The sequence below is a fragment of the Ruegeria meonggei genome, from assembly GCF_042768335.1.
GTDB classification, from domain to species: domain Bacteria; phylum Pseudomonadota; class Alphaproteobacteria; order Rhodobacterales; family Rhodobacteraceae; genus Ruegeria; species Ruegeria meonggei.
In genome coordinates, this window is record NZ_JAXHBT010000001.1 from 3,554,968 (window position 1) to 3,575,737 (window position 20,770).

Annotated in this window: 20 protein-coding genes and 1 tRNA gene; 4 read left to right on the top strand and 17 right to left on the bottom strand. The window is 57.6% G+C overall.

Going from position 1 to position 20,770, the window contains the following annotated elements; all coding sequences use genetic code 11:
• Positions 1-55 precede the first annotated feature (55 nt).
• The 10 genes from SJY13_RS17615 to rpmH all read right to left on the bottom strand — a co-directional run bounded on the left by SJY13_RS17615 (position 56) and on the right by rpmH (position 8,822).
• On the bottom strand, positions 56-424 hold the full coding sequence (locus tag SJY13_RS17615; RefSeq protein WP_085823254.1) for a DUF2946 family protein: 369 nt from the start codon (positions 422-424) through the stop codon (positions 56-58).
• Positions 421-1,074 (bottom strand): ribosome biogenesis GTP-binding protein YihA/YsxC, encoded by a 654-nt coding sequence (gene yihA / locus SJY13_RS17620; protein WP_085823253.1) that lies wholly within the window; start codon positions 1,072-1,074, stop codon positions 421-423. Before yihA ends, SJY13_RS17615 begins: the two co-directional genes overlap by 4 nt.
• A complete protein-coding gene (locus SJY13_RS17625) occupies positions 1,071-1,808 on the bottom strand; it encodes an MOSC domain-containing protein (RefSeq protein WP_377192726.1) in 738 nt (245 codons plus the stop codon). Before SJY13_RS17625 ends, yihA begins: the two co-directional genes overlap by 4 nt.
• On the bottom strand, positions 1,805-3,634 hold the full coding sequence (gene yidC / locus SJY13_RS17630) for a membrane protein insertase YidC (RefSeq protein WP_377192728.1): 1,830 nt from the start codon (positions 3,632-3,634) through the stop codon (positions 1,805-1,807). Before yidC ends, SJY13_RS17625 begins: the two co-directional genes overlap by 4 nt.
• Before the next feature lie 123 nt (positions 3,635-3,757).
• Positions 3,758-5,302, bottom strand: a complete 1,545-nt coding sequence (locus SJY13_RS17635) for a putative bifunctional diguanylate cyclase/phosphodiesterase (protein WP_377193700.1) — start codon at positions 5,300-5,302, stop codon at positions 3,758-3,760.
• Between the two features lie 70 nt (positions 5,303-5,372).
• Positions 5,373-6,266 (bottom strand): tRNA 2-thiocytidine(32) synthetase TtcA, encoded by an 894-nt coding sequence (ttcA, locus tag SJY13_RS17640; RefSeq protein WP_377192730.1) that lies wholly within the window; start codon positions 6,264-6,266, stop codon positions 5,373-5,375.
• A gap of 44 nt (positions 6,267-6,310) precedes the next feature.
• Positions 6,311-7,927: an acyl-CoA dehydrogenase family protein gene (locus SJY13_RS17645; protein WP_377192732.1), complete on the bottom strand. Its 1,617-nt coding sequence runs from the start codon at positions 7,925-7,927 to the stop codon at positions 6,311-6,313.
• Positions 7,928-7,994: 67 nt separating this feature from the next.
• Positions 7,995-8,240 carry a membrane protein insertion efficiency factor YidD gene (gene yidD, locus SJY13_RS17650; RefSeq protein ID WP_377192734.1) on the bottom strand — a complete coding sequence of 82 codons (246 nt, stop codon included), beginning with the start codon at positions 8,238-8,240 and terminating at the stop codon, positions 7,995-7,997.
• The gene (gene rnpA / locus SJY13_RS17655; protein ID WP_377192736.1) at positions 8,237-8,662 is read right to left on the bottom strand and encodes a ribonuclease P protein component; all 426 of its coding nucleotides are present in this window, start codon (positions 8,660-8,662) and stop codon (positions 8,237-8,239) included. Before rnpA ends, yidD begins: the two co-directional genes overlap by 4 nt.
• Before the next feature lie 25 nt (positions 8,663-8,687).
• Positions 8,688-8,822 (bottom strand): 50S ribosomal protein L34, encoded by a 135-nt coding sequence (gene rpmH, locus SJY13_RS17660; RefSeq protein WP_005632162.1) that lies wholly within the window; start codon positions 8,820-8,822, stop codon positions 8,688-8,690.
• Positions 8,823-9,117: 295 nt separating this feature from the next.
• Here rpmH and SJY13_RS17665 point away from each other — a divergent pair, with 295 nt between their 5' ends.
• The 4 genes from SJY13_RS17665 to SJY13_RS17680 all read left to right on the top strand — a co-directional run bounded on the left by SJY13_RS17665 (position 9,118) and on the right by SJY13_RS17680 (position 12,814).
• The gene (locus SJY13_RS17665; RefSeq protein ID WP_377192738.1) at positions 9,118-9,849 is read left to right on the top strand and encodes a TVP38/TMEM64 family protein; all 732 of its coding nucleotides are present in this window, start codon (positions 9,118-9,120) and stop codon (positions 9,847-9,849) included.
• Between the two features lie 3 nt (positions 9,850-9,852).
• Positions 9,853-11,271: a dihydrolipoyl dehydrogenase family protein gene (locus SJY13_RS17670; protein ID WP_377192740.1), complete on the top strand. Its 1,419-nt coding sequence runs from the start codon at positions 9,853-9,855 to the stop codon at positions 11,269-11,271.
• 18 nt (positions 11,272-11,289) lie between these two features.
• Positions 11,290-12,672 (top strand): sensor histidine kinase, encoded by a 1,383-nt coding sequence (locus tag SJY13_RS17675; protein ID WP_377192742.1) that lies wholly within the window; start codon positions 11,290-11,292, stop codon positions 12,670-12,672.
• Between the two features lie 65 nt (positions 12,673-12,737).
• Positions 12,738-12,814 (top strand) — tRNA-Arg (locus SJY13_RS17680).
• Between the two features lie 654 nt (positions 12,815-13,468).
• Here the strand turns inward: SJY13_RS17680 and SJY13_RS17685 are convergent.
• The 7 genes from SJY13_RS17685 to SJY13_RS17715 all read right to left on the bottom strand — a co-directional run bounded on the left by SJY13_RS17685 (position 13,469) and on the right by SJY13_RS17715 (position 20,768).
• Positions 13,469-14,455, bottom strand: a complete 987-nt coding sequence (locus SJY13_RS17685) for a type II secretion system F family protein (protein WP_037308812.1) — start codon at positions 14,453-14,455, stop codon at positions 13,469-13,471.
• A 14-nt stretch (positions 14,456-14,469) separates the two neighbouring features.
• Positions 14,470-15,303: a type II secretion system F family protein gene (locus tag SJY13_RS17690; RefSeq protein WP_377192744.1), complete on the bottom strand. Its 834-nt coding sequence runs from the start codon at positions 15,301-15,303 to the stop codon at positions 14,470-14,472.
• 131 nt (positions 15,304-15,434) lie between these two features.
• The gene (locus SJY13_RS17695) at positions 15,435-16,826 is read right to left on the bottom strand and encodes a CpaF family protein (RefSeq protein WP_377192746.1); all 1,392 of its coding nucleotides are present in this window, start codon (positions 16,824-16,826) and stop codon (positions 15,435-15,437) included.
• Positions 16,827-16,838: 12 nt separating this feature from the next.
• Complete coding sequence (locus SJY13_RS17700) at positions 16,839-18,026, bottom strand: AAA family ATPase (RefSeq protein WP_377192748.1); 1,188 nt, start codon at positions 18,024-18,026, stop codon at positions 16,839-16,841.
• Between the two features lie 38 nt (positions 18,027-18,064).
• On the bottom strand, positions 18,065-18,721 hold the full coding sequence (locus SJY13_RS17705) for a TadE/TadG family type IV pilus assembly protein (protein WP_377192750.1): 657 nt from the start codon (positions 18,719-18,721) through the stop codon (positions 18,065-18,067).
• Positions 18,718-19,215 (bottom strand): TadE/TadG family type IV pilus assembly protein, encoded by a 498-nt coding sequence (locus tag SJY13_RS17710; protein ID WP_377192752.1) that lies wholly within the window; start codon positions 19,213-19,215, stop codon positions 18,718-18,720. The genes SJY13_RS17705 and SJY13_RS17710 overlap by 4 nt, the downstream gene beginning before the upstream one ends.
• Before the next feature lie 14 nt (positions 19,216-19,229).
• Positions 19,230-20,768 carry a pilus assembly protein TadG-related protein gene (locus SJY13_RS17715; RefSeq protein ID WP_377192754.1) on the bottom strand — a complete coding sequence of 513 codons (1,539 nt, stop codon included), beginning with the start codon at positions 20,766-20,768 and terminating at the stop codon, positions 19,230-19,232.
• Between the last annotated feature and the right edge of the window lie 2 nt (positions 20,769-20,770).

Genomic DNA, 20,770 nt, shown 5'->3' on the forward strand with positions numbered 1-20,770 from the left:
GTCGGAAATTGCCCCGCGCAGCATCTGCGCAGGCTCAAAGTTGGGTTGAGGTGACTCAGGAGAAGAGGGGTGGCGCCCGCGCATCATAGCGCGCATGGAACCCAGCGCTGCGATGGGTGAATTCAAGGTGGGTCCAGCGCGGCTGGATCGTGGCGGTAAACGGCGTGATTGCGCCGACCGACGGAAAATCAACATCCGCGGTCAGGCCCGCAAAGGGGCACATGGCACGCTCGTCAGTGTTGTCATGAATAGGATCGTCGGGGTCCAGATCGACCCATTGTTCAACAGTACCTTCGCCGGTGCACAGAACCAGCAGGACTTTGCCGTCATCCCCCATGGTCGGCATCCAACCCTGCGGTATTGCGCCAGTCAGCAACAGGGCCAGCACGGTCAGCAGAGTTAGAAGGCGGAGCGACAGGGTCATTCCAGATGCGTGATGATCGAGCGAAGTGTTGGAATGCCGTCACCCTTCTCGGACGAGGTCAGCACGATTTCAGGGAAAGCCGCCGGATGTTTCGACAGCGCCGCGCGGACTTGATCCAGAATCTTCGCACGGTCATTGGCCTTGACCTTGTCGGCCTTGGTCAGAACGCATTGAAAGGTCACGGCGCTGGTGTCCAGCAGCTTCATGATCTCGGCATCGACCGGTTTGACGCCGTGGCGTGCGTCGATCAGGACAAAGGCACGGCGCAGGGTCTGACGGCCGCTGAGGTACTTCTTCAGCAGTCGCTGCCATTTCTCAACCACCTTAAGCGGCGCGTTGGCATAACCATAGCCGGGCAAGTCCACCAAATAGAGCTCGGGGCCTTGGGTGAAAAAGTTGATCTCTTGCGTGCGGCCCGGCGTATTAGACGCGCGTGCCAGCCCCTTGGTGCCGGTCAGCGCGTTGATCAGGCTGGATTTTCCAACGTTGGAGCGGCCTGCAAAGCATACCTCAAGCCGGTCGGGGTCGGGCAGACCATCCATGGCGACGACGCCTTTGACGAACTCGGACGGGCCCGCAAACAGCTTGCGACCGCGCTCCATCGCGAATTCGTCTGGGGTTTCGGCAATTGGGAAGGGAAGGGTGCTCATATCACATGTACCTTGTCACCGATCGAGATCGCGCCACCGCGGATCACCTCGGCATAGATCCCGAATTCCTGATGACCCCAGGTTTTCAGTGCGCCAAGGGTGTCCGCGTCGCGCGCGCCGGTTTCGGGGTTGGCGGTTGTCGCCAGACAGCGCGTGATGCGTTCGCGTATATGGAACACCGCCTCGCCGACCTGCACCTCGCGGTCCAACCAGTCGAATTCTTCCCACAGGGGCATGCCGTCGAACCAAATGTTGCCGCGCCAGCGCAGCGGCGACAGATCCTGACCCAGTTTTTGGGCGACAGCCCGGTGCGAGGCCATATTGCACAAGCTGATTGACGGGAAATCACTGTCAGTCATTCCACGCCCGGGGACGCGGATGATCCGCGCGGACGCGGCCCGGTTCGCAGGCATCAGCGGGCTGACCCAGTCCAGAAAAACCTGCTGCTCGCTATCCGGGTTGAAGGTCAGATCCGGGCGCTCAGGATGGGTCAGGGTCAGCATTTCCCCATCCAATTTGGCTGAAATCGCCATCAATTGCGGTGCTTTCGAGCCGCGACTGAAATTGGCGCAGGGCACCCATTCGGATCCATCTGCTTTGGATTCAGTATGCGCAACCGCCCAAACGCGATCCCCAGGCATGGTCTGCCCGGGGTTCACGGTTACGGTCTGGACGGCTTCGCGACCATGGCTTTTGATCGGATGCCGCCAAATCTGGGTTACCTCAGCGGTCATTTGTCGTCCGTCTTGGCCGCACGCTTAAAGCCGGATTTAATGTTGCCGAAGACGTCCGGCTTATATCCCTGGCTGCGCATGATCAGGTATTGCTGGGTGAAGGTGATCGTGTTGTTCGCGATCCAGTAGACCACCAACCCGCTGGCAAAGCTGCCTAGCATGAACATGAACACCCAAGGCATCCAGGCAAAGATCATCGCCTGTGTCGCGTCCGTTGGTGCCGGGTTCAGTTTCTGCTGCAGCCACATCGAGATACCCAGCAACAGCGGCAGAATACCGATGAAGATCAGCGCCATGAGCGTATCAGGCTGCGGTCCGGCAAATGGTAGCAGACCGAACAAGTTCATGATCGAGGTCGGATCCGGCGCGCTTAGGTCCTGGAACGGACCAAACCAAGGCGCTTGACGCAGTTCGATGGTGACGAAAATCACCTTGTACAGTGAGAAGAAGATCGGGATCTGCATCAGGATCGGCAAACAGCCCGCTGCGGGGTTCACCTTTTCCTTCTTATACAGCTCCATCATGCCCTGCTGCATCTTCTGGCGGTCATCGCCAGCAGCCTCCTTCAGGGCCTCCATCTGCGGCTGCAATTCCTTCATCTTCGCCATCGAGACGTAGGACTTGAACGCCAACGGGAACAGGATTGCCTTGATGATCAGCGTCAGGCCGATGATCGACCAACCCATGTTGCCGATCAGGGCGTTGATGTTGTGCAGCAGCCAGAAGATCGGCTTGGTCAGGAAATAGAACCAGCCCCAGTCGATGCTGTCGATGAATTTCTGGACGCCTTCGGCCTGATACTCACGAATGGTTTCCCATTCCTTGGCACCGGCAAACAACCGGGTCGTGACCTCTTCGGTTGCGCCGGGGGCTACGGTCAGTGTCGGCAGCACCGTTTCGGTCTGGTAAATCTTGCGGCGGGCATCGTATTTTGCGGCCGCTTTGAAGGTTGCACCCTCTTCTGGGATCAGCGTGGTCATCCAGTAGTGATCGGTAAAGCCGACCCAGCCACCCTCAGAGACCTGAAACACCTCAGCCTGGGCACGTTCGTTTGGATCAATGTCGAAATCACGGACATCGCCGTAATCGATCTCGTCCAGCACGCCGTCGGCCATGACCATCACGCCTTCGTGCAGGATGAAGAAGTTCTTCAGGCCTGGCAGATCACCATCCTCGCCGATGCCGTGGCGGGCAAGGATACCATAAGGGGCCATGCCAACCTCGGCCTGCGTGTTGTTTTCAACCGACTGGGTGACGCTGAACATGTAATTTTCGTCGACCGAAATCATCCGGCGGAAGGTCAGGCCGTTTTCGTTGTCCCATTTCAGGGTAATCGGTGTGTCGACGCCCAATACCTCACCCTGCTCAACAGACCAAGGCGTGTTGGGGCCGGGAACGTCTGCGCCTGCGACCCCTGTGCCTGGGGCCCAACCATACAGGGCGTAATAGGCCGAGTCTGAGCCGACAGGAGACAACAGTTCCACGATCGGCGCACCTTCATCGATCGAGACCTTGTAGTCTTTCAGGAACAGCTCATCGATCCGGCCCCCCGACAGCGACAGGCTGCCTGTCAGGCGCGGGGTGTCGATCTGAACCCGCGGGGCCGCTGCCTCGGGCTGGGTCTCTTCAGCTGCGGCGGTCGCCTCACCCACGGACCCGGTGTCCTGGGCGTTGGGGGTCTGGATCTCGCCGCCTTCTGTGGCAGTGATTTCAGCCTGATCAGGTGTGGTCGCAGGTTCCGGTGGCGGGAATAGCACGAACCAGACAAGGATCACGAGAAAGCTGAGCGCGGTTGCGAGGATTAGATTCTTGTTCTGATCGTCCATCAGGGACAGCCACCTTAAGCAGTGAAACACACCCGGTGGGTTCAACAGAGTGCAGGCCCAAAGGTCAAGCGGATTCGCCTGTCATTTCGTCACGTATAGCGTTTCTTTGGCGGGAATCTGTGATTACGAGCCGGTTTGGCGCCCAATCTTCGGCACGTCGTTCACCTTGTTCTGATGCCCCGCAATCCAGTCCAATGTCTTTTCAAACGGTATCGGCTTGCCGATGCCAAAGCCCTGAACGTGGTCGCATCCCAATTGGGCCATTAAAGCGTGTTCGCCCTTAGTTTCCACGCCTTCGGCCAAGGTCTCGAGATTTAAACGTTCAGCCATCGTCAAAATGGCGCTGACCAGTTGTTGCTGGCTGGCGTCGCGGTCGGTTTTGGCCACAAAAGATCGGTCAATCTTGATCCGAGAGACGTCAAACCGTTTGATAGAGGCAATTGACGCATGACCTGTTCCAAAATCGTCCAGATCAATGCAGCAGCCAAGTTTGGACAAGCTGGTCACGTTCCGGGTGATGACATCGTCGGGGCGGCGCGAAAATACGGTTTCCAACACCTCGACGGCCAGCCTGTCCGGGGTCAGGTCATTTTGGTCCAGCTCCCATTTCAGGCGATCGATCAGGGTAGGGTCGCGCAGCTCGTCCGAGGAGAAATTCACCCCGATCCTTGGCACCACAACCCCGGCCCGATCCCAGTCGCGCATGGCTGCAAAGGCGTGATGGCGCATCGCTTGTCCAAGCCGCTCCATCAGTTCGGCCTGCTCGGCAAAGGGCAGAAACACCTGTGGACTCAGCACGCCTTTTTGCGGATGTTCCCAACGGGCCAGAGCCTCGAACCCGGTGACACGTCCGGTATCCGTTGAGATCTGAGGTTGAAACCAGGGGCGGATTTCGCCACTGTCCAGGGCTGCGTCAAACTCCTTGCGCAGGTTTGCCTGAATACGAGACCTGCGGCGGGTGTCACTGGAAAATGCGCGAATGGTCGACGGTCCGTTCCTTTGCGCTTCGCTTAACGCGGCTGAGGCGGCGTCGATCCATTCCTCATACGCACCCTCAGCCATGTTGGACAAAAGGCTAAAGCCGATTGAGCAGGATACATAGATTCCGGCCCCGTTCAGCGTAATGGGGTCTTCGACAACCGACTGAATCCTGCCGGACATCTGAATACAGGCTTCCAGATCCAGTTGTTGCGCCGGGTTCAGGCCAATGGCGATTTTGTTCTGATCCAGCCGGGTCACGATATCCTGCGTTCGGATGACCGAAAGAACCCGCTTGCTGAACTGCGCTGTAAGATGATTGGCGGCAGAATTGCCGTGAAGATCCAGGAAATCCGAGTAATCGTCGAGCGCAACAATCATGCAGGCCGAGTTTTCGACATTCGCGTCCGTCTGGTTAAACATCTCCTCCATCCTGGAGGCAAAAGCATCGAGGGTCAGCAGGCCGTCAGACGGGCCATGAGGGCCGGTTTGCAGGTGTGTACGGACCACGATCGCGGCGGCACCGGCAATCACAACAGGCAACCCGAGGGCTACGGCCACCAACGCCCCTTCGCCGCCCAGCCAGAACGCACCCAGGCTGATCGCAGGGGCAAAGGCCAGTGCAGGCGGGCCGCTCAGCCCCGAGGCAACGGAATCGAGTAGGCGGTTCAGTGAGATATGTTTCCACATCGGTTTCTGGGCCTTTACGTTGGGCATCGCACGCTAAAGGCAACCGTAGAAAACCAATCTGAGTCAGACGTTAACGCAGTCGCGGAATTTCATCTGAATTTTCAGTACTTTTGTCAGAACCTAGGGCAAGGTTCTGGAAATCGAACAGTTTCGGGTCCAGCAGATGCGACGGCCGCGCATTTGTCAGCGCCCGGAACATCACCTGACGCCGTCCGGGACTGTTTTTCTCCCACTGGTCCAGAATCTGTTTTACCTGCTGGCGTTGCAGCCCGTCCTGACTGCCGCACAGATCGCAGGGGATGATCGGATAATTCATCGCGGTGGCGAATTTGGCGCAATCGGCCTCGGCCACATGGGCAAGGGGGCGGAATACAAACAGATCGCCTTCTTCATTCACCAGTTTCGGGGGCATCGTCGCCAGACGCCCGCCGTGGAACAGGTTCATGAAAAACGTCTCAAGGACATCGTCGCGGTGGTGGCCCAGTACCACGGCGGAACACCCCTCTTCGCGCGCGACGCGGTACAGGTTGCCCCGGCGCAAGCGTGAACACAGGGCGCAAAACGTGCGGCCCTGGGGCACCTTCTCCATCACAACCGAATAGGTGTCTTGATATTCGATCCGATGCGGAATCCCCATCCGTTCCAGAAACTCGGGTAACACAGTCGCAGGAAAACCAGGTTGCCCCTGATCCAGATTGCAGGCCAGCAGGTCGACCGGCAGCAGGCCACGCCATTTCAGCTCGTACAGAACGGCCAGCAGGGTGTAGCTGTCTTTGCCCCCCGACAGACAGACCAACCAGCGGGGCGGGTTACCGTCCTTGTTATGCGCCGTCGGGTCCACCATTCCGTATTGCACGATGGCTTCACGGGTCTGGCGCACGATGCGTTTGCGCAGCTTTTTGAACTCGGTGGTCGAGGGCGCGCCAGCAAAGAGCGGGTGGATATCATCTGCTTCGTCAAACATGATCAGCCCCTACCGCAGTTGGCGCAACCGGGCAAGGGTGTGGGTCAGCCTAGCCGCCCGAGTAAGGCGTTTGCGTCCAGCCCGGACACCGATCCAGGAATACGACCGCTGTCACCGGTCAACCGCGTGGCAATAAACCCGTCGGCGACCGCCTCAGGCGCATGGCGTAACAGTTGGGACGCTGTCAGCAACAAGGCCGTGCGTTCGGCGAACCAGCGTGCTTCGGCCTCGGGCGGGGGGCTAGGCCAGCGATTATTATGCGCCTTTAGGGCGGCGTCATAGCCCCTGTCCACGCCTGTCGCCGCGTCTAGCTCTGCCGCCAAAACTTGGGCGGCCAGCGGTTCACGGGCTAAAGTGCGCAGGATATCCAAGCATATTACGTTGCCCGAGCCTTCCCAGATTCCGTTCAGCGGGGCCTCGCGGTAGAGCAGGGGCAGAGCGGTGTCTTCAACGTAGCCCATGCCGCCCAGCACCTCCATCCCTTCGACTACCACCGTGGGGCAACGCTTGTTGTTCAGGAACTTGGCCAACGCCACTGCGATCCGGGCAAAGGCCTTGTCTTCCGGCGATTGGCCGTCAAAAGCCTGCGCCACGCGCATCCCCAGCGATAGCGCGCCTTCCCAGTCCAACACCAGATCGGCCAGAACCGTGCGCATCAGGGGCTGGTCGATCAACCGGCGTTGAAAGGCGCTGCGGTGGCTGACCCAGTGGTGTGCCTCAGACAGCGCCGCACGCATCAGGCCCGCCGGGGCCATCGCGGTATCCAGCCGTGTGTGATGCACCATTTCGAGGATAGTGCGCACGCCTGCGCCTTCGTCTCCCAGCTTATAGGCCAGCGCGTCGTGATATTCGATCTCGGCGGAGGCGTTGGATTTATTGCCCAGCTTATCCTTCAGCCGCATCAGATGGATCGCGTTGCGTTCGCCCTCCAGCCAGCGGGGGACGAGGAAACAGGTCAGCCCACCCGGCGCTTGCGCCAGCGTCAGGAAACCGTCTGACATCGGAGCGGAGCAGAACCATTTATGCCCGCGCAGCCGCCAGTGATCGCCGTCACGGGTGGCCACGGTGGTATTGGCCCGCACGTCCGAGCCGCCCTGCTTTTCAGTCATTGCCATGCCCAGCGTGGCGCTTTTCTTTGCAGCGATCGGTAACGTGGATGGATCATAGCCGCGTTCCGTCAGCCGAGGTGTCCAGACAGACGCGATCCCCTCGTTTGCCGCAAGGGCGGGGACGGCGGCATAGGTCATGGTAAGCGGGCAGCAATGGCCGGGCTCAACCTGGCTGGCCATATAGATCATTGCCGCATGGGTGGCATGGCCGCCGGGTTGGCCGTCCCACGCCAGCGCGGTATAGCCAGCGGTCTGACTGATCTGCATCATCTGATGGTAGGCGGGATGAAACCGAACTTCGTCCAGACGCCGCCCTCCGGGATCGAAAAAAACCAGCTCGGGCGTATGGCGATTGGCTTCGCGTGCCAGCGCACGTGTCTGGGTGCGCCCAAGCGTCGCTCCGTAAGCCTGCAATGGTTGGGTGCGTCCCCCGGCAAAGCGGATGCAGTTTTGCAGCACGGGATCAGCCCCCCACAAATCGGCATCGCCGCGCAGGGGCGGTTGGTTCAGGACGTCATGGGTGGGCAGGCTGTGGCGGGCGTCGGATTTCATCTGAACCTCGGGCTGTGCCGGTCCGAGTGTTTAACGCGGCAAGACGTCGGTCAAGTCTAACGGCGGGTTAGGAGGCGTGGTCGTCAGCCTTGCACTTTGGAACCGGGTCATAGCCATCACCGCCCCACGGGTGGCAGCGTCCGATCCGACGTGCAGCCAACCACGCGCCTTTGATCGAGCCGTGTTTTTCCAGCGCCTCCAGCGCATAAGCCGAACACGTCGGCTGATAGCGGCAGTTGAAACCGACCCAGGGGCTGAAGATCAACCGATAGGCACGGACGGGCAGGGCGAAGATATGAGACAACAGCGTCATTTCCGGGGACCGTGTACCTTGCGCACCGCATAGCGCAGATCGTCCAGCAAGCCTTCAAACGGGCGTACGGCCGTCGCCTCGGCACGGCCGATGAGCACGTAATCCCAGCCATCTTTTCCCTGACTGGGCAGCACAGCACGCGCGGCCTCGCGCAGTCGGCGCTTGGCGCGGTTGCGGGCCACAGCATTGCCGACCTTCTTGGAACAGGTGAAACCGACGCGAATACCCGCACCCTCATCAGGTGCGCGTTTGCGGGCCTGCACCATCATAGACGACGTTCCTTGCCGACGCGCGCGCGCGGCCTTCAGGAAGTCGGATCTTTTTTTCAGAATGGTCAAAGTATCAGGCGCGCAAACGGACGCCGCCGGGGGCATATCCCCGGGGTGGTTCTTACCATCCTCAGGGGCCTCCGGCGGCGTCATGTTCATAACCTGATCGGTGAGCGGTTTACGCGCTCAGCGACTTGCGACCGCGGGCGCGGCGCGAGTTCAGGATTTTGCGGCCGGCCTTGGTGGCCATGCGCGCGCGGAAACCGTGGCGGCGTTTGCGAACCAGGTTCGAAGGCTGATAGGTGCGTTTCATCGCTCCGTCTCCAATTTATGCGGTCGGGTGCGGCGCGGATTCGCCTGCCCGGTTGTTCGAAGCCCGTCCTCTACTGGGTAGTGGGGGCTAAGTCAAACCCCTAGGTGGAGGTTTTGACGCCTATTGCAACAATTCTGTAACCGCGTTGGGTAAAAGGTTTCAAAAAGTCGGTTTTACGTCCCGAAACCCTCACATTCCCTGCCGTAAAGATCAACGCAGCGTGAGCCCCCTGTTGCAGAGACGGCAGGCGGCGCATGTTGGTGACAGAATGAAACGCACAAAACCGGACACTCACATGAGCGATACAACTCAGGCACCGCGCAGCGGGCTTGCGCGGCACATACCTTTGCTGGTGATTCTTACCGTTGCCGCGGTGGGGTTCTTTACACTGGGTGATTACCTGACATTTGAAACGCTGCGCGACAATCGCGAGGCGCTGTTGGCCTGGCGGGATGCGAATTACTGGGCGATGGTCGCCACCTTTGTGACGATCTATATCGTGATTGTCGGCTTTTCGCTGCCTGGCGCTGCAGTCGCCTCGATGACCGGAGGGTTCCTGTTCGGCCTGTTCGCAGGCACCATCTTCAACGTCTTTGCAGCAACGATCGGCGCATCGGCAATCTTTCTGGCTGCGCGCTGGGGGTTGGGCGCATCGCTGACGGCGCGGCTTGAGGCGTCCGAAGGCACGGTCAAAAAACTGAAAGACGGCCTGCGTGAGAATGAGATCTCGGTCCTGTTTCTGCTGCGTCTTGTACCTGTGGTGCCGTTCTTTGTGGCCAATCTTGTGCCTGCACTGGTTGGCGTAAAGTTTCGCAACTTTCTGATCACCACGGCGTTAGGCATTATTCCAGGCGGTATCGTCTACACCTGGATCGGTGTCGGGCTGGGCGGCGTGTTCGACCGCGGCGAGACGCCGGATGTCTCGTTGCTGTGGGAACCCTTTGTCATGGGCCCGATCATAGGCTTGTGCATGCTGGCCACATTGCCGATTGTCGTCAAAGCCCTGCGTGGCCGAAAGGACGCCTGAGACATGCAAGAACTGAAAACCGATATCCTGGTGATCGGAGCCGGGTCGGGCGGGCTGTCCGTTGCTGCCGGTGCCAGCCAGATGGGGGCCGACGTTATCCTGCTGGAAGGCCACAAGATGGGCGGCGACTGCCTGAATTTCGGCTGTGTGCCCTCTAAGGCCCTGATCGCCAGCGGCAAGGCGGCCTATGGGCAGGCGCATGCGTCGGCGCTGGGCGTGGCGGATGTTGTCCCTCAGGTGGATTATGCCGCCGCCAAGGACCACGTGCATGATGTAATCGCGCAGATCGAACCGATGGACAGCCAAGAGCGGTTCGAAGGCTTCGGAGTAAAGGTGATCCGCGAGTTTGGCAGCTTTGTCTCTCCGACCCAGGTGCAGGCGGGTGATTACATGATTACAGCGCGGCGTGTGGTGATTGCGACAGGGTCTTCTCCGCTGGTTCCGCCAATTCCGGGTCTGGATCAGGTACATTTTTTCACCAACGAGACGATATTTGACCTGCGCGACAAGCCTGAACATCTGCTGATCATCGGCGGTGGCCCGATTGGGATTGAGATGGCACAGGCCCATATCCGACTGGGCTGCAAGGTCACGGTGATCGAAGGCATGCAGGCGCTGGGCAAAGACGACCCTGAGGCTGCCGAGATCGTGCTGGACACGTTGCGCGCCGAAGGCGTTGCCATTCACGAACAGGCCATGGTGGCGCAAATCCGCGGCAGGGACGGCGTTGTCGAGGTGGTAACCGAGACGGGAGAGATCTTCTCGGGCTCGCATCTGCTGATGGCGGCTGGGCGCAAGGCCAACACTGACCGACTGAACCTTGAGGCCGCGGGGATTGAGCCGACACGGACCGGGATCAAGGTCGACGAAGCACTGCGTACGACAAACCGCAAGGTCTATGCCATCGGCGACGTTGCCGGCGGGATGCAATTCACCCATGTCGCTGGGTATCATGCGGGTATCATCATCCGCTCGGCGCTGTTTGGTCTGCCATCCAAGGCGAAGACCGCCCATATCCCCTGGGCCACCTATACTGACCCCGAATTGGCGCAGGTGGGTCTGACCGAGGCGCAGGCCCGCGCCCTGCATGGTGACAAGGTCGAAGTTGCGCGCTTTGACTATCACCATAATGACCGCGCCATATCCGAGCGCAAAACGACCGGCTTCATAAAGGTCATGGTGGTGAAAGGCCGACCCGTCGGCTCAACAATCGTGGGTCATCAGGCGGGTGAACTGATCAACTTGTGGTCGCTGGCCCTGGCAAATAACCTGAAGATGGGGCAGATCGCTGCGATGGTTTCGCCCTATCCGACGATCGGAGAGCTTAACAAACGGGTGGCGGGTGCCTATTTCTCGCCAAGGCTGTTTGAGAATCAGATGGTTAAACGTGTTGTCGGGTTCGTCCAGCGCTGGATACCCTGACCTGGAAGGGAGAGCAGATTGAACTCGCTGTCGGGCCGATTTCTGATCCTGACGACGGTCTTCGTGATGTTGGCCGAGATTTTGATCTTTGTTCCTTCCATTGCGCGGTTTCGCGAGGATTTCCTGCTGAACCGGCTTGAGCGTGCGCAGATCGCCTCATTGGCGTTGCTGGCCGATGACATGCTGGCCGAGGAACTTGAGGCCGAGCTGCTGGCCAATGCGGGTGTCTACAACGTTGTCCTGCGGCGGGATGAGGTGCGTCAGCTGATGTTGTCCTCGCCCATCCCGGAACCGATCACCAAGACTTACGATTTGCGAGACGCGGGGCCGATGGTTCTGATCGGCGATGCCGTCGCGCGCCTGTTCACGCCGGAAAACGAAATCATTCGCGTGATCGGCGAGCCGGTCAAAGGGGCTGGACTTTTGATCGAGGTGACAACCGACAGCATGCCGCTGCGTATGGCGATGACTGATTACGGTTTGCGAATTCTGGGCCTTTCCTTCGTGATTTCGATTATCACGGCCTTCTTTTTGTTTCTGGCTGTGCGGGTTGTGTTGGTTAAACCCATCAAAAGCGTGGTTGGGTATATGCAGCGCTACGCCAGCGCGCCAGAAGATGCGCGCGGTATCATTTCTCCCGGGTCCAAGGTGACAGAACTGCGCGAGGCGGAAGAGGCCCTGCAGCAGTTGCAGACCGAACTGACGCAGGCCCTGAAACAGCGAGAACGTTTGGCGCAGCTGGGTGGGGCCGTCGCAAAAGTCAGCCATGATCTGCGCAACATCCTGACCTCGGCCCAGCTGTTCACTGATCGTATCGAGGCCAGTGACGACCCGCTGGTGCGGCGAATGGCACCTAAGCTGGTTAACTCGATCACCCGCGCGGTGTCCTTGTGCGAAAGCACACTTGCGTTCGGGAAAGCAGAGGAACCTGCACCGACCCTGACAATGGTCCCCCTGCGAAACGTGGCCGAGGATGTTGTCGCCAGCGAGCAGCTTGCTGTCGCGGATTCCTGCGTAGAGATCATCAACAACGTACCCCAGGATCTGATCGCACGGGCCGATCCCGAACAAATGTTCCGGGTCCTAATGAACCTAGTGCGAAATGCCAGACAAGCGCTTGTGGCTTCCGGGAACCCCGGCAGGATCACGATTTCTGGCTGCACGCAAGATACCAACTGGTGTGTTGAGGTTCGAGACACAGGCCCCGGTTTGCCACCGAAGGCCCGCGAAAACCTGTTCACGCCTTTTCAGGGGGGTGTGCGCAAAGGCGGCTCGGGTCTTGGGCTTGCCATTTCCCAGGAACTTGTGCGCGGCCATGGCGGAGATCTGGTCCTTACCGAGACGGGACCGCAAGGCACAACCTTTGAAATCAGGCTTCCGCGGGGCGAGGGGGCTTTTTAGAATATTTTTTGCAGAATTGGCTTGCACGTCCTGAATGCCGGGTCTACATAGCGCCTCACCAACGCGGACCGATAGCTCAGCTGGATAGAGTACTTGACTACGAATCAAGGGGTCGGGGGTTCGAATCCTCCTCGGTCCGCCACTTTCCCCCTTGTCAGGCGACACATAGTTCTGCCACCAGCGACAGAACCTTGCCATTTTCGCCTCACTTCCTTCATCCAGCACCTAGACCGATTTCAATGATCCTGACTTCCCTTTTGGGAAAATCAGGGCTGATTTGCAGATCAGACGCCGAAGGCGCCTGTTCCTGCTGATCTGCCACGTGGCGAACGCGGATGGGGGCGAGGCAATGCCATTCGACAATAGTGGTGCGGCCCGCAGGCGCAGCCGAGGACACGGTTTTGTCTAATAGGGTTGCCCGAGGGGGAAGGCAGTGTCTTACCCCTGATGGCCAGAGGCGTTTGGCTTGTCCAAATCCCGCTGGCCCTAAAACAAGTGTGGCGGAGCAGGCTGCGGCGTTACTTTTTGCGCCAGAACACGTTGCTTTTCTAAAGAAGGGGCGGATTCCGGTCATTCGCTGCATGGGCCCACGGCTTTTGTCCTTGTAGCAAAGCAGACATTCAGAACTGATCAGATGGTGGAACTCACGCGGCTAGACTTGCCGAATCTTGAGCAATGCGCTGGCTATTCCAAACCCCCTTTGACGCACTCCGTGAGCGCCACTTTCGAATTCAAAGTCCATCACCGCCTTCCACCAAGAACCGCAACCCTACTATTTTTAGATTTACGATAACGGTCACCCAATCATATTCATCCAGCGGATCAACATTGGTGCCAAGCAAATCAGCAGCAATACAGGCATCATGCACAGGGCCATCACCGCAGACATTTGCACCGGAAGACGGTTGGCTTTCTCTTGCGCACGAAGTTCGCGGTCCAGGCGCATATCGGTTGCAAACCTGCGCAGAGATGCCGAAATGCTGGTGCCGTATTGATTAGACTGCAGGAACGCGTTTGCAAATGAATTCACCTCATCAATGCCGACACGATCCGCCATATCCCAAAAGGCGGCCTGCCGCTCTTTGCCAGCTTGCAGTTCCAATTGAAGAATTGTGAATTCTTGCGAAATTTCTGGCGCAGCGTGGGACATCTCGTGCGAGACCCGGACCATAGCCGCATCAAAGCCCAACCCGGCTTCAATCGCCACTTGCAGCAGGTCGAGCGCATTCGGAAGGCTGTGTTCAATGGCTTGACGGCGTTTCTTGATGCGAATTCGCAACCAGAGAGCCGGACCATAGAACCCAGCCACCATCAACGCGGTCACGATCTGCAACGCGTTCACCCATGTGATGCCCTGCAAGAGGTTGGCGATGTGGAGTTGAACCTGAGTTTCAATTGGCAGCGCCATGGCCACAACGAAAACTGCCGGCAATACGAACCCCAAGACCACGCGGAACAAATAGAAGGTCTGGATGGCGTGCTTACGCTGAATACCAGCCTGTTTCAAAAGCTTGCCGATTCTGGACCGCTCACGTTTGGACGACGGCACAAAGGCTTTGAGCAGCCCGTGCGGGTCGCTGTTATCCCCTTGAAGCAGGTCAAAATCTGCACCGTGTCCACGCGAAATTGATCCGACACGCATACGACGCGCGGCCGTGTCATCGCTTGTAGCCATGCCGGAAACACCCAGCACCACAAAGAATACGCTTAGGGCAATACCAGCCAGCAAAAGATACTGCATGGGGAGTTGTTGATCGCCGAGAATGTCTTGAATAACGTCCATGTCACTGCTCCTGGTTAGAACTTGAACTTGACGAGCTGTCTCAGGATAAGACCCTGGGCAACCATCAGGCCAATGATCACATATGCAAAAAAGGGAAACAGCGGATCACTTCGAACATCGCCATAGAACGATGGCGTGGATATCTCGATTGAAAGGCCGATAATAATTGGCAGTATCGTGAGAATGCTGCCGCTCAAACGACCCTCGGCAGAGATGGCTTTGATCTTCTTCTGCATGATTTGACGGTCTCTTATGACCTGAGACAGAATGCCCAGAACACGGGCAAGGTTACCGCCGGTTCCGTGCTGAATGCCGATACTAACCGCGAGGTAATTGGCATCCTCGGTCCCGACACGTTTCGCAAAATCCTGAAAAGCCGTCGCGACATCATCGCCATAGTTGATCTGGTCCTGGATTATGCCAAATTCCGAACCGATCGGATCTGGAAGATCCGTTGCCACGTTCCCAACCGTTACGGCCACTGGGTGACCGACTTTCAGGCCACGTGCCATCAGATCCAAAGCATCCGGAAGCTGTTTAGTCAGCTTATTGGATCTGGCTGCCTTCATAGCAATCAGAACCATCAGCGGCAGAACTATGGCGAGAACGGCACTAAGTACCAGCGCAAGTTCCGGGGCGAGGACACGTGATACGGCAACAAACATCACGGCGGCAAGTAAAGCGGCAGCAAAAACGACCCAGATCGGATTGATCGTAAACCCGGCCTGAACAAGCAGACGGCGAAAACGATCAACCAACCCCGGTTTTTCACCGGCAGCCAGCATTGCCGGATCACGCAATAGTTGCAACACTGTGTCCGTCGAGGCCCCTTCCTGGATCATTTTCATGCGGCGATTGCGCGTTTCGCCATGGGTTTCCCTACGCAAAAAAAGTTGCTGCAGACCTTCGTAAGCCAGCAAAATTCCAATGAAAATAGAAATGTATATCAGGATGTTAAGTGTATTTGGCTGTAAGTCGATCATGATGAGGCAGCCCCGCGGATAAACATGTTGGTGTCAACGTCAACGCCAGCAGCAACCAATTGGTCGAAGCATTTGGGACGTATGCCCGTGGGCAGGAACTCTCCCAGGATCTCTCCGCTCTCGGACTTCCCGCGGCGTTTGAATACGAAGATGTCCTGCATGGTGATTGTGTCATCCTCCATGCCTGTCACTTCTGAAATGCTGACAACACGGCGGGTGCCGTCGCTGAGACGCGTAAGTTGAAGTACAATCTGAATGGCCGAAGCGATTTGTGACCGGATGGTTCTGACCGGCAAGTCGGCACCCAGCATTGTGACCATCTGTTCGACCCGGCTCAGCGCATCACGCGCCGAGTTTGCGTGAACAGTCGTCATAGACCCGTCGTGTCCGGTATTCATGGCCTGCAGCATATCAAAGCACTCCGACCCGCGAACCTCGCCCACGATTATACGATCGGGACGCATCCTGAGAGCGTTGCGAACCAGCTCACGCTGGGTGATCACCCCTTGCCCTTCCGCGTTGGGGGGACGGGTTTCCAGTCGTACCACGTGGCTTTGCTGAAGCTGAAGTTCGGCCGCGTCCTCAATTGTCACTATGCGCTGCTTACCGTCGATAAACGATGAAACTGCGTTCAGCATGGTCGTTTTACCGGTGCCGGTGCCGCCCGAAATCAGGATGTTCAACCTTGCCTCAACCAGCGCTGCAAGAAGCTTCGCCGCCTGTTCGTTCATGCTGTCCTGATGAACCAGCTTATCGATTGTCAACGGGTTTCGGGAAAACTTGCGGATCGACAAGGCTGGTCCGTCGACTGAACACGGCCGGATAATCGCATTGACGCGGCTGCCATCCTCTAGGCGTGCGTCGACCCAGGGTTGCGACTCGTCGATGCGCCGCCCGACATTGCTTACAATCTTGTCAATTATCCGGAGCAGATGACGCTCGTCGCGAAACCGCACGGTGGATTCTTCCAGAAGGCCAAAGCGTTCAACATAGACTTTGTCATATGAGTTCACGAGAATATCGTTGATGGTCGGGTCTTCCAATAGTGGCTCCAAAGGCCCCAGCCCCATGACCTCATGAATAAGTTCATCAATCAGTGCTGTAAAATCCTCTGACCGCATATGCAGGTTTTCAGCCTCGACCATACCGGTCACCAAAGACGCGATCTGGCGCCTCAGTTCCGATCGTTCGACCTTGTCGATGACGGACAGGTTGAGCCGGTCAAGAAGTTCGCTGTGCAAGCGGCTTTTGAGTTCCAGATGCGCTTGCAGGTCAGTGTCTATCGGGTCAGGAGTCACCTTGGTTTTGACTGACGTTTCGACGGGCCGTTCCAATGTCAGGACATTCGATGTTGAAGCCGCCTTGCGTGATCTGAATTCGTTGAACACGGTAATCTCCTCTTATGTATTCTTTGTTGCCACGGGCTGTACGTCAGCCGTCACGGCGGTAGCCAGTTTTGTCAGGGCCTTCCCCAGGTCAGATTGCGGCTTCATCTCGACAACCGGCCGTCCCAGATCTACGGAATTGCGGGCGACTTTCGGATTGTCCGGCAGCCAATGCTTTAGCTTTGTCTCCAAAACCTTCTCGGCCTCGCGGACATGCGATGGCCGGACCAGCTTGTTCCGCTCGCGGTTCACGACGATCTCTACCGGCAGGGCCATATTGGCTTCGCGATAAAAGTCGATCAAACGCCGTGCCTGGCGCACGCATGGCACCGTGGTGTCTGTGACAAGGGCAAGCTGGGTCGCCCGTTTGAAAATGGGTTCAACCCACTCAACGATAGCACAGGGAAGATCGACCACGATGTAATCGTAACGCCGTTGCAGAAGGTCGAAAATGCCCTCAACCAGGTCTGGCCGCATCGACTGCAGCGGCACCATCGGCGCCGGTGCGCACAATACATCTACGCCAAGTGTATGCTGCTGGAGGATCGAGGACAAAAAGTGATCATCAGGTTTTTCGTCGCTTTCAATGAGCTGGAGAAACCCTCCGTTGTCTTCAAGGTCCAGAAAGACATTCGAATTTCCAAACTGCAGATCGAAATCCAATAGCGCGACCCGGCTTCTTGCGGATTTACGAAAGAAATTCCCCTTTCCGCCTACAAGTGCGCAAGCAAGGTTCGCCGCAACAGTCGATGCACCAACCCCGCCGCGAGATTTCGCAACCGGTATTACTTTGCCCAAAGCGGATGCGTCGCCCAAGACCAATGGCTGCGCCAACGTGCGTGCATTGATTTTCTCGCTAAGAGCAGCTTTCAGCTCCTCGCCATCGATTGACAGGGGCAATACGTCGTCGACGCCGATCCGCCGCAACTCGCGTGCCTTGGTGATCGACAGGTCATTCTGCGTCAGTGCAATAAACAAGGTATCGTCATCACGGCGCGCTAACACGTCTTCGATGGCCTGCACCTCATCCGCATCGACCGGGTCGATCTCAAAGATCACCACGTCATGGTCGGACGCAAGCTGAATGGCCGCACCGTTCAAGGCCTGAAACGACGTCGCGTTGGAGGTGACTTTGTTATCCTCGTCTGCCGGAAAGACATCCGCTACAACCCGGGCGATGACATCGCTTTCAGAAACAAGCATCACAGAATGTGACTTTAGATTTGAAATGCTATTTTCCATTATCCTGACTCTCCTTGTGCAAGGTCTTCAGCAGGCAGCGAAACGCTGAAATTGGAGTAACCGGCTGTTGATGAAAGTGTGCTGTTCGTGGCCCCCGCAGCGTTTGCCAATGCGGCCAGCGGTGACACGAACTGAAAATCATTCAGGTTCAGATTGACCGTGACCATGGGTGTGTACGGGCCGCCCAGGAAACCCAGATTGGGGTTGAAGTCATAGTGGAACTCCAAGTCATCAATTGAGGCGCTCGGCGGCAGAAGCGGGCTGATACGGCCCCAGATTTCCGACGCGGTTACATTGGTAGCGTCACCAGCGCAGGAGGCGTAATTCGGATCTTCACATACTCCAACCGAGTCACTGCAGGCTGTGCCAAAACGAGGTGACAACGGGGACGTTCCGCGTTGATGTTGCGTTGGGAGCGGTGGGCTGTAATTGCAAGCGGGTGGCCGAACAATGGCGATACGCGCCGCCATTTGCGCAGCTTTCTGGGCGTTTACACTGCTGTAAGACAGGCGTCCGAAATCCAACAATGACAAGAACAAGAAGAAAAACAGAGAAACAACCACTGCGAATTCGACAAGAACACCACCGCTCTGATCATCAAGGAAACTCTGACCTTTACCGCGCAAATACGCGTGGATATGTACCAGGCGGATCACTGTCCGAAGATCCGTGTTGTATCAGAGACGTCCGTCGTCACCGATGACAAGCCGCTGCCAAAAAGCGACAACAGGCCCCCCATCGGAAATTGGATCGTGATATTTGCGCTGACTGTCCCAACCGGGGCCGGGCTCACCCTATAGGTTCCGGAGACGCAGGTCAGGCTGGGAGTCACCGAATTGACTGTAATGCTCGGCGGAAACAAGCCGTTGTCATCCTTGTCGTCCTCGACGATCCCCTTCAGGGTTGTAGTAAGTCCCGCGACGGAACCACCAGAAGAACAGATATCCGCCGGCGTGACACGAGACAGATAACGGCTGGCATCCCGGACACCTGCGATGACAGACTGGTATGACCACATCAGACGCGCCGATTCCAACGTGACCGCCAAGAGCAGCAGCATGACAGGCAGAACGAGGCCGAATTCCACGAGGATCGCACCATCATCCTTCTGTGCGAAGCGTTTGAACGGGGCCGTCAGGCGTTTTTTCATGATCCTTCGCCCCCTTACCGATACAGTTGCACGAGATCGCGAAAGATACCGCCAAACCCGTTGCCACCATTGCCGGTCCCAGTGACATCCGGAAAGCCTACGACCTCACCATGGATGTCAAAGCTGGGTGGCGATCCACCATCGTCACCCACTGGTTCGGTCAGGAAAACGGCTACAAATTTTGTAACGGGCACGCCAGTGGTCGAACCTGAAACCGGGTTCTGCGCACAATCGATGCCAGCCGCAGTCACAACACGCCGTGCCGGGTCATCTGACATTTTGCTCGAGCACATCGGACGGCCGGTTTCGGCGAGCAAAGGATTCAGGATTGCGTTCGCATTTGGCGCCGAATGCGGATTGGAGTTTCCGTAAGCGATTTCTCTCAGGTACATCCCGTACCGCGTACCAGCAAAGACACTATCCGATCCGCTCAGTGCAGGCAGGTGAGAGTCGCCGCCAGTTCCGTCTGCGACCCCGTCAGCAAGATCATGATTTTGATTGAGATATCCAGCGCGGTCCCAAACGCCGTCTCCGAACCGGTTGCTCCCGCCGCAGGTACCCGCGGCCATGCAAGTGTCGCGACCAAGGGCGGTTGTGTCTGGAGTGATCTCTTCATTGCCTTGAATGCACGAACCACCACCTTTTTTCTGAATTCCCTTGATGACATTCGGAGCAGGCGCAAAGTCGACGTTGTTTTTCTCACCGTTGAGCACGCTGCGATAGATATCAAATCGAACGTTGAACGCCGCGTTGGTGATACCGACCTTCTGCCCGGGTTCTGTAGTCAGGCCATTGGTCAGGACGCATTGTGTGATTTGATTTTGCGCCGCGATCAGGCAGGCCAGCTTGTTGCCGCCTTCATCCGCACAGACACCCGACGTGTCTTCAAATGAATCCAGATCAATAAAGCCGAAGTTTCCAGGTCCCCAGGCCGTATTGTTCCCACCACTGCGCAATAAAATCTGATCACCCACTGTCAACGTAGATTCCCAGTTCGGAGGCAGGCAAAACATCAGGGGCGAAATATCGCAGGCCGCTTGCGAGTATCCGGCCACTGCCTCAGCTGAGACGCTGGCCGTTGAAATGCCGTTTCCACCAAGCAACTTGTCCAGAGCGGATGCAAGGTTCATGCTCAGCGCCTTCGGTGTCAAAGCTACCTGTGCAAATTTGGCAGTCCGTGGGTCTGTAGTAGTGTCCGCACCAAGCGGCGCTACATCCGAAACCGGTAGAGCAGAATGGAAGGTAAGCGTATAGTCTGACGTACCGGATAGGGCTGCTGGTCCAGTGGCAAAAGTCTGGCTATCGCTGATCAGGTTGGCGGCAGCATTTGTTGCGCGGGTTATTGCGTCGGGTTGCCCGTCCAGTTCGCCCGCGGCCGCCAAAGCCACGTTATCCGCAAAGGACTGCAGTTCTGCATGGGTCGCGTTTAACCGGCCAACATCCAGGGTGATCGCAAAGAAGCCAAGAAACGCAACCAGTGCTGTGCCCCAAAGGATCGCAACAGTTCCGTCTTCGTCCTTGGCCATGGGTGATATGATCGATTTCAGCGGCATGG